This window comes from Variovorax sp. N23, from assembly GCF_025486315.1.
GTDB lineage: Bacteria > Pseudomonadota > Gammaproteobacteria > Burkholderiales > Burkholderiaceae_C > Variovorax.
Genome location: NZ_JAOOPY010000008.1, coordinates 16,156 through 31,874 on the forward strand (window position 1 = coordinate 16,156; position 15,719 = coordinate 31,874).

The following is a 15,719-nucleotide window of genomic DNA, read 5'->3' on the forward strand; positions in this document are numbered from 1 at the left end:
TCATGGTGCGCCGCACCAATGGCGCCTGCGCGCCTGCGGTCATCACGTAGCCCCTCATCGGTACCCACCACCATGGCCAAGGTCTTCATCGACGGCGAAGCCGGCACCACCGGCCTCCAGATTCGCGAGCGGCTCGCGAAGATGCCCCAGATCGAACTCGTCAGCATCGCGCCCGAGCTGCGAAAAGACGCGAACGCCAAGCGCGACCTGATGGCCGGTGTCGACCTCGTCATCCTCTGCCTGCACGACGACGCGGCCATCGAATCCGTCGCGCTCATCGACCAGCTGCCGGGCAGGAAGCCCAAGATCATCGACGCCTCGACGGCGCACCGCACGCACCCCGACTGGGTGTTCGGCTTCCCCGAGCTGGCCGAAGGCCACTGGCAGGCGGTCGCCAAGGCCCAGCGCGTGGGCAACCCCGGCTGCTACGCCACCGGCGCGATCGCCATCGTGCGCCCGCTGGTCGATGCCGGGCTGCTGCCGGCCGACTTCCCCATCGCGCTGCCCTCCGTCAGCGGCTACTCGGGCGGCGGCCGCACCATGATCGAGGCCTACGAGCAGGGCGAGGCGCCGCCCTTCGAGACCTACGCGCTGGGCCTCAAGCACAAGCACATCCCCGAGATCATGAAGTTCACCGGCCTCACGCGCCGGCCGGTCTTCATCCCCTCGGTGGGCAACTTCAAGCAGGGCATGCTGGTGCAGCTGCCGCTGCACCTGGACGACCTGCCGGGCCGGCCCAAGGCGGCCGACCTGCACGACGCCCTGGCCGCGCACTACGCGCAGAGCAACACGCCCGAGAAGTTCGTCACGGTGCTGCCGCCCACGCCGGACGGCAAGCTCGAGCCCACGGCCCTGAACGACACCAACCAGCTCGAACTGCGCGTCTTCCCGAACGAGGACCATCGCCACGCCGTGGTGATCGCCCGGCTCGACAACCTGGGCAAGGGCGCCAGCGGCGCGGCGGTGCAGAACCTCAAGCTGATGCTGGGGCTCTGAGCGCCTCTGCTAGTGGCCTTGGCTGAGCCGCTCGGCCATTCTGGTTTGCCAGCCAGGGCCGGTCGCCTTCCAGCGCTCGATGACGTCGACGGGCAAGCGCAGCGAGATCAGCTTGCGCGGGTGCGCCGACACCGGTCGACCGCCCTTGTTGACCTTGGCGCGGGCCAGCATGCCGTCCGTGAGTTCGGGCAGCTCGTCGTACTCGCCAGCGCTGACGGTATGCGCGTCCACGCGATTCAGGTCAGATTTGAAGGAGGGGCGTGATGCGGGCTTGTTCGCGTTCATTGGCTTTCCTCATGCTGAAGACATGGCGATCCGCGCCACGCGGTGTGTAGCCCACGACCACCATCCGGCCGTCCAGGAGGCCATAGCAGATGATGCGTGGCTCACCGTAGTCCTGCCGGATGTCTTCCACCTCCAGTGTCACGCCGGCGAAGACCTGAGCGGCATCGGCGAAGTCCAGCCCGCGCTCCGCCAGCGTCTTGTCTCGCTTGGCCGGGTCGAACCTGATTCGCACGAGGTTATCGTATCTACAATAACCTGACTGGGCAAGCTTGTTTCGGCGCTTGCCGGGCGCGTCGCATCAACGCAGCATGGCCGACATCGCCGAACAACTGTTGAGCATGCGCACCGCATGCTCGACGCTCGGTGCGGCGAAGCGCAGTTCGACCGGCGTGACGCGCTCGAAGGTGGGCCACTGGCAGAACAGGTCGGCCAGCGCCGGGGTCTGCGTGCGCAGCGTCACGCGCAGCGGCGTCGGCCACACGAGCGGCCGGGCCGCTGCCCGCGCGGCCAGCGCCTCGGCGACGCCCGCACGGATCGCCGTGCACGACTGCGCGGGCGACAGCGAGATGCCGCTGGTCTGCCCCGTCGCGCGCTTGGTCTGCACGAAGGTCGCATGCGGGAACAGCGGCCGGTTCTCGGCGATGAACAGGTCGTCGCCGCTGGCCATCAAGACCGGCGCACCGTATTCACCGGCGAGCGCGCCGTAGAGACCGGCCTCGCTCATCGGCTGGCCGTCGAACTCGATGGCTGCGAACGCGAAGCTGTTGATGGTGTGCGCGAGGATGCCGGCGCCCTGCGCGCGCGCGTGGTAGCCAACCATGCAGACGCCGTCCATGCCCAGCTCCACGCCCGCCACCATGCTCAGGTAGCGCGGCTTGCCCTGGATCGCCTGCGCGCGCGGGTCGAGCGCGTCGGGCAGCAGGTTGCGGAAGTCGCCGTGCGAGTCGTTCACGTAGACCTCGGTCGCGCCGCCGTCGAAGGCACCGGCGATGGCGGCGTTGGCTTCGTCGGTCATCCAGCGGCGGGCGCGTTCGTATTCGCCATTGCCCGCGCGCGTCTGCTGCGGGTGGTAGACGCCGGCCACGCCTTCGATGTCGGTGGAGATCAGGATTTTCATGAGGGCTTGAAGGTGAAGGGGGCGAAGGCAGCGTGCGGCCAGTCGCGCAGCAGCTCGGTCAGCGCCGGCCGGACGTGGCCGTCGCGCCCGACGAAGGCGCTCGCCCGCCACAGCGCGTGCAGGATGGCCTGCTCCACGCTGTCGGCCACGGCCTGGAACAGGCCGTCGAGTAGCGCGTCGTGCAGCAGCGTGACGGCGGGCATGGGCGCGGTCGGCCACTGCGGCAGCGTGTAGGCGGTCGAAAAGGCCAGCGCGATGTCGCCGCTGCCGTGGCCGAAAACCGAGCCGGTGCGCGCCAGGCCCGCGCCGGCGCGCAGCGACAGCCGGCGCAGCTGGCGCGCGTCCAGCGGCGCATCGGTCGCGATCAGAACGATGATGGAGCCCTTCTCGGGCCCGGCCGGCGGCGTGTCGCTCAGTTGCGTCGCGATCTGCGCGCCGACCGCGTGGCCGGCAATGACGAGGTTGTCGAGCCGCCCGTAGTTGGCCAGCACCAGCGCGCCGACGGTGTGCGCGCCGCTGCGGCGCGAGGCGCTGCCGATGCCGCCCTTGAGCGCAAAGCTGGTCATGCCGCGCCCTGCCCCCACCGAGCCTTGCGCGAAGACCTCGCCGGCGTCCGACCAGGCCCGCAGATAGTCAGCCTCGCCCACCGCCATGCGCTGGATGTCGTTGAGGAAGCCGTCGTTGCACTCGAAGACCAGCGGGTTCACCGTCGGCAGGTCGCGGCCGCAGTCGGGGTGGGCCGCGACGCACTGGCGGATCTGCGCGGCGGCGACGGCCGGCACCGAGAAGGTGTTGGTCAGCGCGATCGGCGTCTCGAGCACGCCGAGCTCCTCGACCTGCACCAGCCCCACGCTCTTGCCGAAGCCGTTGAGCACCGCGAAGCCCGCGGGCACGCGCTGCAGGTACGGGTCGCCGCCGTGCGGGCGCACCACGGTCACGCCCGTGTGCACGTCGCCTTCGTCGAGCGTCGCGTGGCCGACGGTGACGCCCGCCACGTCGGTGATTGCATCGCGCGTGCCCGAAGGCAAGCTGCCGATGCGCGGGACCGGGAGGGCCATGGCTACAGCCGGTCGATCTTCGGATCGAGCGCGTCGCGCAGGCCGTCGCCCAGCAGGTTGAAGGCCAGCACGGTGAGGAAGATCGCGAGCGACGGGAACAGCGCGACGTGCGGCGCGTTGACCATGTCGGCACGCGCCTCGTTGAGCATCGCGCCCCACTCCGGCGTCGGCGGCTGCGCGCCCAGGCCGAGGAAGGACAGGCTCGCCGCCGTGATGATCGAGGTACCCAGCCGCATCGTGAAGTACACGACGATGGCCGAGATGGTGCCGGGCAGGATGTGCCGCAGCAGGATGGTCCGGTCGCTCGCGCCGATGCTCTGCGTGGCCTCGATGTAGGTCAGGTTCTTGAGCACCAGCGTGTTGCCGCGCACCAGGCGCGCGAAGGCCGGCACGCTGAACACCGACACGGCGATCACGACATTGACCATGCCGCTGCCGAGAATGGCGACCACACCGAGCGCGAGCAGCACGCCCGGAAAGGCGAAGAGCACGTCGGAGATGCGCATGACGATACGGTCCCACCAGCCGCCGTAGTAGCCGGCCAGCAAACCGAACACGGTGCCGACGATGGCGCCCAGCACCACCGAGAAGAAGCCCGCGGCCAGCGAGATGCGCGTGCCCATCAGGATGCGACTGAAGATGTCGCGGCCCAGCGGGTCGACACCGAACCAGTGCACCAGCGACGGGCCTTGGTTGATGCGGTCGTAGTCGAAGAAATTCTCGGCGTCGTAGGGCGCGATCCACGGCGCGAGCACCGCGATCAGCACCAGCAGGCCCACGAAGATCAGCGCGCCGAAGGCCACATGCTGCATGCGGAACTTGCGCCAGAACTCGCGCCAGGGCGTGCGCACCGTGTGGTCGGCAGCGACCGTGGAAGAAGTCGTCATGGTCGGGGCTTCACTTGTAGCGGATGGTCGGGTTGATGAAGCCATACAGCACGTCGACCACCAGGTTGATCAGGATGAACTCGAGCGAGAACAGCAGCACGAGCGTCTGGATGATGGGGTAGTCGCGCATCTCGATCGCGTCGACCAGCAGACGGCCCAGCCCCGGCCAGTTGAAGACGGCCTCGACCACGATCGAGCCGCCGAGCAGGAAGCCGAACTGCAGGCCCATCATGGTGACGACGGGAATCAGCGCATTGCGCAGGCAGTGCTTGAGCACCACCCACTTCTCGCTCACGCCCTTGGCGCGCGCGGTGCGCACGAAGTCTTCCTGGATCACCTCGATGAAGGACGAGCGCGTGAAGCGCGCCATCACGGCCGCGACGGCGGCCCCCAGCGTGAGCGAGGGCAGGATGTAGTGGCGCCACGAGTCGGCACCGACGGTGGGCAGCCAGCCCAGCTGCACCGAGAACACCTGCATCAGCAGCATGCCCAGCGCGAAGGCGGGAAAGGAGATGCCCGAGACCGCCAGCGTCATGCCGATGCGGTCGGGCCATTGGTTGCGGTACACGGCCGACACGATGCCGATGACCATGCCGAAGACCACCGCCCACACCATGCTGGTGAGGGTGAGCAGCAGCGTGGGCATGAAGCGCTCGGCGATCTCGGTCGACACCGGGCGCTTGGAGCGCAGCGAGGTGCCGAAGTCGCCCTGCACGATGTTCACGAAGAAGTTGAGGAACTGCTGGGGCAGGGGCTTGTCGAGCCCCAGGTCCTGGCGAACCAGTTCGACCGTCTCGGGGCCGGCGTCGACGCCCGCCGCGAGCCGCGCCGGATCGCCCGGCAGCATGTGGACGAACAGGAACACCAGCACCGCGACGATGAAGAGCGTCGGCAGCAGACCCAGCAGGCGCTTGAGGATGTAGGAAGTCATCGTCGCGGAAACTACGTTGACGCGTTTACTTCAGGTCGACGTCGTCGAAGTTGAAGCTGCCGTCCGGGATCACGTAGAAGCCGGCCAGGTTGCGCGCGCGCACCGACAGCAGTTGCTCCGTCACCAGGAACGCCCAGGGTGCATCCTTCCAGATGCGTTGCTGCACGTCCGCGTAGATCTTCGCCTTGGCCGGCAGGTCGGTCGTCACCAGCGCCTTCTTGATGCCGGCGTCGACCTCGTCGTTCTTGTAGTAAGCCGTGTTGAAGAGCTTCGGCGGGAACGACTCGGAGGCCAGCAGCGGACGCAGCGCCCAGTCGGCTTCACCGGTCGACGAGGACCAGCCCACGTAGTACATGCGCACCGGCGCGGTGGCCGGGTCCTGCGCGCTCTCGACGCGTTCGACGCGCTGGCCCGCTTCAAGCGCCTGCACCTGCACCTTGATGCCGACCTGGCCCAGCTGCTGCTGCACGAACTGGATCACCTTCTGCGCGGTCGTGTAGTTGTAGGCCGACCAGAGGATGCTCTCGAAGCCGTTCGGGTAACCGGCTTCCTTCAGCAGCTCCTTCGCCTTGGTCGGGTTGTAGGGCCACGGGCCCAGCTTGACCGCGCCGTCGACGCCCTTGGGCAGCACGCCTTCGGCCGGGATCGCGTAGCCCGAGAAGGCCACCTTCACCAGCGCTTCCTTGTTGATCGCGTAGTTGATGGCTTCACGCACCTTCGGGTTGTCGAAGGGCTTCTGCTGCGTGTTGAAGGAGATGTAGCGCTGGATGATCGACGGCGCGGCCGTCACTTCCAGGCTGGGCTTGCCCTGCAGGTTCTGTGCGGCTTCGGGCGGCATCGGGAAGGCGAAGTGCGCCTCGTTGGTCTGCATCATCGCGGCGCGCGTGTTGTTGTCCACCACCGGACGCCAGGTGATCGAGTCGACCTTCGGGTAGCCCTTGCGCCAGTAGCCGTCGAACTTGGCGACCTTCAGGTAGTCGGTCGATTTCCATTCGACGAACTTGAAGGGGCCGGTACCGACCGGGTTCTGCGCGATGCCCTTGCTGCCGAACTTGGCGAGCGCCGCCGGCGAGATGATCACGGCGGACGGATGCGCCAGCGTGTTCATGAACGGCGAGAAGGGCTCGGTGAGCGTGAACTTGACCGTGGTCGCGTCGACCGCTTCGGTCTTGGCGATGTTCTTGTAGAGGTTGTAGCGCTTGAGTTTGTTGTCGGGGTTGGTCACGCGGTCGAAGGTGGCCTTCACCGCTTCGGCGTTGAAGTCGGTGCCGTCGTGGAACTTGACGCCGCTGCGCAGCTTGATCGTGTAGACCAGGCCGTCCGGGCTGACCGTGTAGCCGGTGGCGAGCACCGGCACCATCTTCATGTCCTTGTCGAAGCCGTAGAGGCCTTGGTAGAAGGACTTGGCCACGGCCTGCGACAGCGTGTCGTTCGCATCGTACGGGTCGGTCGTCGTGAAGTTCGACTGCACAGCGACCACGATGTCCTTGGCGGCATGGGCGGACAGCGCGACACCGGCCAGGGCCAGCGCGCCTGCGATTCGGGAAAGGCGTTGGGTGAACATGCGAAGACTCCTTTGAAGTCGGTTGGGTGGGGATGAAAACGAAAACTGAAACGGGTCAGACGACCGGATGCCGCGCGACGAAGTGGCCCGGGCCGACCTCGACCAGCGGCTGCACGTCGGGCTCGTAGCCCACCGGGTGCACCGGGCTCGGGATCTCGCCCTTCTGCAGCGTGCGGCCGATGTGCCGCCGCGTCGGGTCGGCCACCGGCACCGCGGCCATCAGGCGCTTGGTGTAGTCGTGCTGCGGGTTCTCGAAGATCGCGCGGCGCGGGCCGATCTCGACGATCTGGCCGAGGTACATCACGGCCACGCGGTGGCTCACGCGCTCGACCACGGCCATGTCGTGCGAGATGAAGAGAAAGGCCACGCCCAGTTCGCGCTGCAGGTCGAGCAGCAGGTTGACGATCTGCGCCTGGATCGACACGTCCAGCGCCGACACCGATTCGTCGGCCACCACGACCTTGGGGTTCAGCGCCAGCGCGCGCGCGATGGCGATGCGCTGCCGCTGGCCGCCGGAGAACTCGTGCGGGTAGCGCTGTGCATGGTCGGCCGGCAGGCCGACCTTCTCGAGCAGCCAGCGCACGCGCGCCTGCGCTTCGTCGCCGCTGGCGATGCCGTGCACCAGCAGCGGCTCCATGATCGAGTAGCCCACCGTCACGCGCGGGTCGAGCGAGGCGAACGGGTCCTGGAAGATGAACTGGATGTCGCGGCGCAGCGCCTGCACGTCCTTCTTCGGCAGTTCAAGGATGTTGCGGCCGTTGAATTCGATCGCGCCGCGCTGGCTCTCGACCAGGCGCAGCAGCGAGCGGCCGGTGGTCGACTTGCCGCAGCCCGACTCGCCCACCAGCGCCAGCGTCTCGCCGGCGTGCAGGTCGAAGCTCAGCTTCTCCACCGCATGCACGCGGCGCGTGACGCGGCCGAGGATGCCGCTGCGCAGGTCGAAGCGCGTGACCAGGTCCTTGACGCGCAGGATGGGCGGCTGGTCTTGGCGCACGGTGTCTTGCGGCACGGCGGCGGTCGGCGTGGCGTTCTCGTCGACCCGCAGCAGCTCGAACTTGGCCGGCAGGTCGGTGCCGCGCATCGCGCCCAGCTGCGGCACGGCCGACAGCAGGGCGCGCGTGTAGGCATGGCGCGGCTGCGCGAAGACCGCTTCCGACGGGCCGGCCTCGACCTTGTCGCCGCGGTACATCACGAGCACGCGGTCGGCCACCTCGGCCACCACGCCCATGTCGTGCGTGATGAAGAGCACGCCCATCTGCATCTCGGTCTGCAGTTCGCGGATGAGCTGGAGGATCTGCGCCTGGATGGTCACGTCGAGCGCGGTGGTCGGCTCGTCGGCGATCAGCAGCGACGGCTTGCACGACAGCGCCATCGCGATCATCACGCGCTGGCGCATGCCGCCCGAGAGCTGGTGCGGGAAGCGGTCGAGCACGTTCTTCGCTTCGGGGATGCGCACCAGTTCGAGCATGCGCAGCGCCTCGGCGCGCGCGGCGGCGCGGTCTTTGTTCTGGTGGATCGCGATGGCCTCGGCGATCTGGTCGCCGGCGGTGAACACGGGGTTCAGCGAGGTCATCGGCTCCTGGAAGATCATCGCGATGTCGGCGCCGCGGATGCCGCGCATCGTGGCGTCGGACGCGCGCGCCAGGTCGAGCACCTGGCCGTTGCGGCGGCGGAAGGCCATGCGGCCGTCGATGATCCGGCCGCCGCCGTATTCGACCAGCCGCATCAGCGCCAGCGAGGTCACGGACTTGCCCGAACCCGATTCGCCGACGATGGCCAGCGTCTCGCCGCGCTCGACGTGGAACGAGAGGTTGCGCACCGCGTCGACGACGCGCTCCGAGGTCGAGAAGCGGACGGTGAGGTCGTCGACCGCCAGCACCTGGCTGTCGGGCAAGGTCAGCGTGGAAGCGGAAGCAAGGGCAGGCGGTGGCGCGGTGAGGACGGCAGACATGGCGACCCGTTTCAACGGTGGATGGCGGTGTGGGGCGCTTCGGCGCCCCGGGCATGGGCGCGGTACATGCCCTCGGTGTTGAACGGGAGGCACAGGTTGCCGAGCCGGTCGACCGCGATCAGCCCGCCACGGCCGCCGATGGCCGGCAAGCTCTGCAGGACGACGGCGTCGGTCGCTTCCTGCAATGTCTGCCCGGCATAGCGCATGCGCGCGCAGACGTCGTAGGCCGCGACCACACGCATGAACATCTCGCCGCTGCCGGTGCACGACACCGCGGCCGTCGCGTCGTCGGCGTAGGTGCCGGCGCCGATCAGCGGCGAATCGCCGATGCGGCCGACGCGCTTGTTCGTCATGCCGCCGGTCGACGTGGCCGCGGCCAGGTGGCCGTGCATGTCGAGCGCGACCGCGCCGACCGTGCCGAACTTGCTGCCTTCGACCAGCGGCGGACCGTCGTGGTCGAGCGCCACGCGGTCGGTCGCGAGCGCCTGCATCAGCTGCTGCCGCCGCGCCTCGGTCGAGAAGTAGCTCGGCTCGACCATTTCCAGGCCCCACTGGCGCGCGAAGGCTTCGGCGCCCGCGCCGGCCAGCAGCACATGGGCGCCGTCCTCCATCACGGCACGCGCGGCGTGCACCGGTCGGCGGATGCGGCTCACGCCGGCGACCGCACCGGCGCGCCGGTCGGCGCCGTTCATCACGGCGGCGTCGAGCTCGTGCGTCTCGTCATGCGTGAACACCGCGCCGTGGCCGGCGTTGAACAGCGGGCAGTCCTCCAGCATCTCGACCGCCAGGCAGACCGCATCGAGCGCGCTCGCGCCGCGCAGCAGCGCCGCCTGGGCGGCAGCGACGATCGCGTGCAGCGCATCGCGGTAGGGCTGGGCGCTGGCGGAATTCGGTGCCACGGCAGCGATGGTGCCGGCGCCGCCATGGATGGCGATCACGGGGGTGGTGTTCATGATGGTGTCTCGTTCTTGCGTGTCGACCCGGAGGCGGCGGTGTCACGGGCGCGCTCGGCCGCGTCGGCGCGCAGGCCCTGCGCCCCGTGCAGCCAGGGCACGACCGACTCCATCACGCTGCCGGCCATCTGGAACGCGCCCGGCGTGCGCAGCGCGACGGCGCTGGTCAGCGCCTCGATCACGGCCAGCGCGCTGGTCTCGCAGTTCGGACGGTAGCGGGTTTCGCTCTGCGCATACAGCACCACGTCGGCCAGCGGCGCCAGCGGGGAACTGGGCCGGTCGGTCAGCGCCAGCACGCGCACGCCGTGCGCCCGCGCGATGCCGGCGAGCGTGACGGTGTCGGTCAGGTAGCGCGGGAAGCCGATGGCCACCAGCAGGTCGCGCTCGGTGCCGCGCGCCACCGAGCGGGCGCCGTGCGTCACGCCGCTGGGCGTGGGCAGCAGGCGCAGGTCGGCGCAGTAGGCGTCGAGCCCGTGGTGCAGCAGGCCGGCGAGCCAGGCGCTGGCGCCGAAGCCGGCGATGTAGACCGTGCGGGCGTCGAGGATGTGCTGCACCGCCCGCTCGCAGGCGCCGTAGTCCAGCGTGCGGCGGGTCGCCTCGATGTTGCGGTGGCTTTCTTCCAGCGCCGTGGCGAACACCTCCGCCACGGTCGACGGCTGCGCCAGGTTGCCGCGCAGCTGCTCCACCGGTGCGATCAGCGGCTCGAACCCCCGCACCAGCTCGGCCCGGAAGCTGGCGTAGCCCTCGTAGCCCAACGCCCGCGCGAAGCGGTTGGCCGTCGCCACCGACACGCCCGCCGCTACCGCCAGCTCGTCGATCGGCAGCGTGGCGACCTGCAGCGGGTGCGTGAGCACGTAGTCGGCCACCTGCCGGTGCGAACGCGTCAGGCGCGGCAGTTCCTGCGCGATGCGTTGCGCCACCGTGGTGCTGCTGACGGGAGTAGGAAGCGGGGTCATGCCTCGATGGATGCACGCTTTGCGGGCATAAAAGTAAATTTCATTACAAATATACCTGCGCAAAGAAAACTTTTGGTCATTTCCATGCGTGACGCAAATTCCGGGCCCGCGGCCGGTCGCGTCAGGGGAGCCCGGGTCGGGGCGTCAGCCGAGCATGCTGCCCGTATCGCGGTAGCGCACATGCCACGACAACGCCTTCTCCAGCACATGCGGCGTCTGCCCGCCGCGCGTGGCGACGGCTTCTTCGTGGTACGCGAGCAGCATGTCGCGGTAGGGCTGGGCCGTGCAGTTGGCGATGATCAGGCGCGCCCGTTCGCGCGGGGCCAGGCCGCGCAGGTCGGCCAGGCCGACTTCGGTAACCAGGATGTCCACGTCCTGCGGGATATGGTCCACGTGCGAGACCATCGGCACGATGCTCGACACCGCGCCGCCCTTGGCCACCGACTTGGTCGCGAAGATCGACAGGTAGGCGTTGCGCGCGAAGTCGCCCGAGCCGCCGATGCCGTTCATCATGTGCGTGCCGAGCACATGCGTCGAATTGACGTTGCCGTAGATGTCGGCCTCGAGCGCCGTGTTGAGCGCGATGATGCCGAGCCGGCGGATGATTTCGGGGTGGTTGCTGACCTCCTGCGTGCGCAGCACCAGCCGGTCCTTGTACGCATCGAGGTGGCCGAACACCTGCGCGGCGCGCGTCGGCGAGAGCGTGATCGACGAGCCCGACGCGAAGTCGAGCTTGCCGGCATCGAACAGGTCGAAGGTCGAGTCCTGCAGCACCTCCGAGTACATGCTCAGGTGCCGGAACGGGCCGGCGCCCAGCCCCGACATCACGGCATTGGCGACGGTGCCGATGCCGGCCTGCAGCGGCAGCAGCCGCTCGGTGAGCCGGCCCTGCGCGACCTCGCGCTGGAAGAACTCGACCAGGTGCCCGGCAATGGCCGCCGTCTCGGCATCGGCGGGCAGCACGGTCGAGGTGCTGTCGGCCTTGTCGGTGATGACGATGGCGACGATCTTCTCCGGCGGGATCTCGATGGCGGTGGTGCCGATGCGGTCGTACGGCGTCATGAGCGGCATCGGCTCGCGCTGCGGGCGATGCTTGGGAATGAAGATGTCGTGCAGGCCTTCGAGTGCGGTCGACTGCGAGGTGTTGATCTCGATGATGACCTTGTCCGCCAGGATCGCGAAGCTGGCGCTGTTGCCGATGGAGGTGGTCGGCACGATGGCACCGGTCTCGGTGATGGCCACCGCCTCGATCACGGCGATGTCGATGGGCGGGATCTGCCGGGTGCGCAGCAGTTCGACCGTCTCCGACAGGTGGTGGTCGATGAACATCACCTCGCCGCGGTTGATCGCGGCGCGCAGCGTCGGGTCGGCCTGGAAGGGCATGCGGCGCGCGATGGCGCCGGCCTCGGCCAGCGTGCGGTCGATGTCGCTGCCGAGCGAGGCGCCCGTCATGAGCGTGATCTTCAGCGGCTCGCGGCGGGCGCGCTCGGCCAGGGCCAGCGGCACCGCCTTGGCGTCGCCGGCGCGCGTGAAGCCGCTCATGCCGACGACCATGCCGTCGCGGATCCATTCGGCGGCGGCGTCCGCGCTGGTGACGCGGCTCAACAGTTCGGGCAGGCGGATGCGGCTTTCGTAGGACATGGCGGGTTCTCGTGGACGGGGCAGCGGACGGGGAAGGGAAAGGGAAAGGGGAAGGGCGCAGGACTCATTGCAGCCGGTAGTCGAACGGCTGGAGCGGCGGCGGCGCGGGCGCACCGACCGTCTCCAGCAGGTCGATGTCCAGCGTGCGGCAGATGGCCTCGAGCGGCAGGTCGTTGGGCTCGATGCCGAAGGGTTCCTCGATCTCGTCGCCCAGCGCGTCGAGGCCGAAGAAGGTGTAGGCAATGATCAGCGTGACGAAGGGCGTCATGAAGCCGATCGAGTCGATCAGGCCGAAGGGCAGCAGGTAGCAATACAGGTACGCGGTGCGGTGCAGCAGCAGCGTGTACGAGAAGGGGATGGGCGTGCCGCGGATGCGTTCGCAGGCGGCGGCCGCGGCGCCCAGGGCCGACAGCGTGCCGTCGACCGCCACCGCGAGGCAGGGGTCGATGCGGCGCGTGCGCAGCGCCTCCTGCAGGTCGTCGCCCATGCGCAGCATCAGGAAGTGCGGCCGGTTGGAGAAGGCGCGCATCGCCTGCCGTTCCGGTTCGCGCAGAAAGCGCTGCACGTCGGCCATCGGATCGCTGCCGCGCAGTTGGTGGCGCAGAGCATGCGCGAAGGCGGCGGCGCGCAGGGTCATGCGCACGCGCGGGTCGTCCAGGCCGCCAGAACCCGGGCCTTCCAGGCGGGCCGGCCCGTCGCCGTCGATCAGGCTCTGGCACTGCCGCGCCAGGTTGCGGGCGCGCAGCACCACCTCGCCCCAGAGCTTGCGCGCCTCCCAGAAGCGGTCGTAGGCCGCGCTGTTGCGAAAGCCCAGGAAGATGGCCAACGGCAGGCCGATGAGCGTGAAGGGGACGGTGCCGATCGGGATCTTGAACTGCCCCAGATGGCCGTGGGCCAGCGTCACGAAGATGGCGACGATGAGGTTGACCAGCAGCGCGGGACCGATGCGCCACAGGATCGAGCCGCGCCAGAGAAGAAACATCTTCAGCCCGGAAGGGCGGTTCCGGACGATCATGGGCAGCGGGGTCGAGGAGGCATGGAGCGAGGGCGGCCGCAGCGGTGCTGGGCGGGGACGGGAGTCGCCATTGTCCTACAAGGCGCCCCAGGGCGCAGCGCGGCAAGCTCAGCCGAACGCGTCGGGCTCCGCCGGGTCCATCCGCAGCACCTTCGCCACGACGGCGCCGGAAAAGCCCCGCGCCATCAGGAATCGCATCTGCCTGGCGCGCTCCTTCGCGTCCTGCGGCGGCGCCTCGAAGCGGCGGCGCCAGACCTCGAAGGCGCGCGACGCCTCGCTTTCCTGCAGGCCGGCCACCGCGTCGGCAATGGCTTCGGGCGCGATGCCCTTCTGCTGAAGTTCCTGCCGCACGCGCGCCGCACCCATGCGCGGCGCGCGCTGGTGCACGACCGACTGCACGACCCGCGCCTCGCTGATGAAGTCCTTGGCAGCGAGCTCGTCGAGCGCTTTTGCCAGCGTGCCGGGCTCGTCCTCGTACTTCGCCAACTTGCGCTCGAGCTCGGCGCGCGAATGCTCGCGCTGGCTCAGCAGCCGCAGGGCGCGGCCCTTGAGCGACGGTGCGGCAAAGCCCATCTATTCAGGACCTGCTCATTCCTTGGCTGCCGCCTTGGCGGCCTTGGCGTCGGCCTTGGCCTTGGCGTCGCTTTCGGCCTTGGCTTCCGCCGAGCCGGCTTCGGCGGCCAGCAGCGGGATGCCCAGCGACTCGCGCACCTTGTTCTCGATCTCGCGCGACAGCGCCGGGTTCTCGCGCAGGAATTCGCGTGCGTTGTCGCGGCCCTGGCCGATCTTCTCGCCGTTGTAGGCGTACCAGGCGCCCGACTTGTCGAGGATCTTGGCGTTCACGCCCATGTCGATGATCTCGCCCTCGCGGCTGATGCCTTCGCCGAACAGGATGTCGAACTCGGCCGTCTTGAACGGCGGCGACACCTTGTTCTTCACGACCTTGACCTTGGTCTCGTTGCCGATCGCCTCGTCGCCCTTCTTGATGGTGCCGATGCGGCGGATGTCCAGGCGCACCGAGGCGTAGAACTTGAGCGCGTTGCCGCCGGTGGTGGTTTCGGGCGAACCGAACATCACGCCGATCTTCATGCGGATCTGGTTGATGAAGATGACCATGCAGTTGGTCTTCTTGATGGTGGCGGTCAGCTTGCGCAGCGCCTGGCTCATCAGGCGGGCCTGCAGGCCGGGCAGCGAATCGCCCATCTCGCCTTCGATTTCGGCCTTGGGCGTGAGCGCGGCGACCGAGTCGACCACGATCAGGTCGACGGCGCCCGAGCGCACCAGCGAGTCGACGATCTCGAGCGCCTGCTCACCCGTGTCGGGCTGGCTGATCAGCAGGTCGGACAGGTTGACGCCGAGCTTCTGGGCGTACTGCACGTCGAGCGCGTGCTCGGCGTCGACGAAGGCGCAGGTGCCGGCCTGCTTCTGCATTTCGGCGATGACCTGCAGCGTGAGCGTGGTCTTGCCGGACGATTCCGGGCCGTAGATCTCGATGACGCGGCCGCGCGGCAGGCCGCCGACGCCCAGCGCGATGTCCAGGCCGAGCGAGCCGGTCGAGACGACCTGCACGTCTTCCAGCGCCTCGCCCTCGCCCAGCCGCATGATCGTGCCCTTGCCGAACTGCTTTTCGATCTGTGCGAGTGCGGCCTGCAGGGCCTTGGCCTTTTCGCTGCCGGCGACCGAGATGCTGCTGCCCTTGACGAGTGCGTCCATGAGAAAACTCCTTGAATATCAACGGGTTGTGTTGGAAATCATCCCGCTGCTTTTAACCACAGGCCTGGATGCTTGAACAGTAGTGTAGCCATCGGTACTTTGAAGTAAACCCGATTTATGGTCAGTTTGATTTACCATTTGGCGCCATGGCCGAGCCCCTCTTTCCCACCGATCCCGACGCCTGGCGCCAGACCCACCTGGGCCGCCTGCTCGGCCATGCGATGCGCCGCTTCGACGAGCGCGTGCTCGCGCTGATGGCGCACGACGCCGACGTGCCGCTAGCGCTGTCGAACTTGGCAGCGCGGGCGCAGGTCAGCGCGGCGCACATCCACATCACGCGGCACCTGTCGCGCGGCGGCTCGCGCCTGACCGAACTGGCCGAGCGCGCCGGCATGACGAAGCAGGCGATGGGCACGCTGGTCGACCAGTGCGAGGCCTGGGGCCTGGTCACGCGCGAGCCCGACCCGCTGGACGCGCGGGCGCGGCGCGTGCGCTTCACGGCCGACGGGCTCGCGTGGCTGGAGGCGTTCCGCAAGGCGGTGGCGCAGGCCGAAGGGGAGTTCCGCGCGAGCGTGGGGGACGAGGTCGCCACCGTGGTCACCCTGGGGCTGGAAGCCTACGCGGGTTAGCACGAAGACCTGCGCCAGAACAA

At 68.7% G+C, this 15,719-nt stretch carries 16 protein-coding genes; 2 read left to right on the forward strand and 14 right to left on the reverse strand.

What is annotated here, in order from left to right:
• Nucleotides 1-72 precede the first annotated feature (72 nt).
• On the forward strand, nucleotides 73-996 hold the full coding sequence (gene argC / locus N8A90_RS13870) for an N-acetyl-gamma-glutamyl-phosphate reductase (RefSeq protein WP_262075509.1): 924 nt from the start codon (nucleotides 73-75) through the stop codon (nucleotides 994-996).
• A 9-nt stretch (nucleotides 997-1,005) separates the two neighbouring features.
• Here the strand turns inward: argC and N8A90_RS13875 are convergent, their stop codons facing one another.
• The 14 genes from N8A90_RS13875 to recA form a co-directional block, all read right to left on the reverse strand.
• A complete protein-coding gene (locus N8A90_RS13875; protein WP_262075510.1) occupies nucleotides 1,006-1,227 on the reverse strand; it encodes a BrnA antitoxin family protein in 222 nt (73 codons plus the stop codon).
• A gap of 10 nt (nucleotides 1,228-1,237) precedes the next feature.
• The gene (locus N8A90_RS13880; protein WP_262075511.1) at nucleotides 1,238-1,513 is read right to left on the reverse strand and encodes a BrnT family toxin; all 276 of its coding nucleotides are present in this window, start codon (nucleotides 1,511-1,513) and stop codon (nucleotides 1,238-1,240) included.
• Nucleotides 1,514-1,579: 66 nt separating this feature from the next.
• Nucleotides 1,580-2,398 (reverse strand): M55 family metallopeptidase, encoded by an 819-nt coding sequence (locus tag N8A90_RS13885; RefSeq protein WP_262075512.1) that lies wholly within the window; start codon nucleotides 2,396-2,398, stop codon nucleotides 1,580-1,582.
• Nucleotides 2,395-3,456: a P1 family peptidase gene (locus N8A90_RS13890; RefSeq protein WP_262075513.1), complete on the reverse strand. Its 1,062-nt coding sequence runs from the start codon at nucleotides 3,454-3,456 to the stop codon at nucleotides 2,395-2,397. Before N8A90_RS13890 ends, N8A90_RS13885 begins: the two co-directional genes overlap by 4 nt.
• A 2-nt stretch (nucleotides 3,457-3,458) precedes the next feature.
• Entirely contained in the window at nucleotides 3,459-4,343 is an 885-nt protein-coding gene (gene gsiD, locus N8A90_RS13895) for a glutathione ABC transporter permease GsiD (RefSeq protein WP_262075514.1), read from the reverse strand.
• Between the two features lie 10 nt (nucleotides 4,344-4,353).
• Nucleotides 4,354-5,274: a glutathione ABC transporter permease GsiC gene (gsiC, locus tag N8A90_RS13900; RefSeq protein ID WP_262075515.1), complete on the reverse strand. Its 921-nt coding sequence runs from the start codon at nucleotides 5,272-5,274 to the stop codon at nucleotides 4,354-4,356.
• Nucleotides 5,275-5,299: 25 nt separating this feature from the next.
• Entirely contained in the window at nucleotides 5,300-6,838 is a 1,539-nt protein-coding gene (gene gsiB, locus N8A90_RS13905) for a glutathione ABC transporter substrate-binding protein GsiB (protein ID WP_262075516.1), read from the reverse strand.
• Nucleotides 6,839-6,893: 55 nt separating this feature from the next.
• The gene (locus tag N8A90_RS13910) at nucleotides 6,894-8,789 is read right to left on the reverse strand and encodes a dipeptide ABC transporter ATP-binding protein (protein ID WP_262075517.1); all 1,896 of its coding nucleotides are present in this window, start codon (nucleotides 8,787-8,789) and stop codon (nucleotides 6,894-6,896) included.
• Nucleotides 8,790-8,800: 11 nt separating this feature from the next.
• The gene (locus N8A90_RS13915; RefSeq protein WP_262075518.1) at nucleotides 8,801-9,742 is read right to left on the reverse strand and encodes an isoaspartyl peptidase/L-asparaginase family protein; all 942 of its coding nucleotides are present in this window, start codon (nucleotides 9,740-9,742) and stop codon (nucleotides 8,801-8,803) included.
• Entirely contained in the window at nucleotides 9,739-10,698 is a 960-nt protein-coding gene (locus N8A90_RS13920) for a MurR/RpiR family transcriptional regulator (protein WP_262075519.1), read from the reverse strand. The genes N8A90_RS13915 and N8A90_RS13920 overlap by 4 nt, the downstream gene beginning before the upstream one ends.
• 144 nt (nucleotides 10,699-10,842) lie before the next feature.
• Nucleotides 10,843-12,339 carry an acetyl-CoA hydrolase/transferase family protein gene (locus tag N8A90_RS13925; protein WP_262075520.1) on the reverse strand — a complete coding sequence of 499 codons (1,497 nt, stop codon included), beginning with the start codon at nucleotides 12,337-12,339 and terminating at the stop codon, nucleotides 10,843-10,845.
• Nucleotides 12,340-12,403: 64 nt separating this feature from the next.
• Entirely contained in the window at nucleotides 12,404-13,354 is a 951-nt protein-coding gene (locus tag N8A90_RS13930; RefSeq protein WP_262075521.1) for a bestrophin family protein, read from the reverse strand.
• Nucleotides 13,355-13,462: 108 nt separating this feature from the next.
• On the reverse strand, nucleotides 13,463-13,927 hold the full coding sequence (gene recX, locus N8A90_RS13935) for a recombination regulator RecX (protein ID WP_262075522.1): 465 nt from the start codon (nucleotides 13,925-13,927) through the stop codon (nucleotides 13,463-13,465).
• 15 nt (nucleotides 13,928-13,942) lie between these two features.
• Nucleotides 13,943-15,067 (reverse strand): recombinase RecA, encoded by a 1,125-nt coding sequence (gene recA / locus N8A90_RS13940; RefSeq protein WP_262075523.1) that lies wholly within the window; start codon nucleotides 15,065-15,067, stop codon nucleotides 13,943-13,945.
• 146 nt (nucleotides 15,068-15,213) lie between these two features.
• On the opposite strand from recA, the gene N8A90_RS13945 reads away from it, so the two are divergent.
• On the forward strand, nucleotides 15,214-15,696 hold the full coding sequence (locus N8A90_RS13945; RefSeq protein ID WP_262075524.1) for a MarR family winged helix-turn-helix transcriptional regulator: 483 nt from the start codon (nucleotides 15,214-15,216) through the stop codon (nucleotides 15,694-15,696).
• Nucleotides 15,697-15,719: the final 23 nt, after the last annotated feature.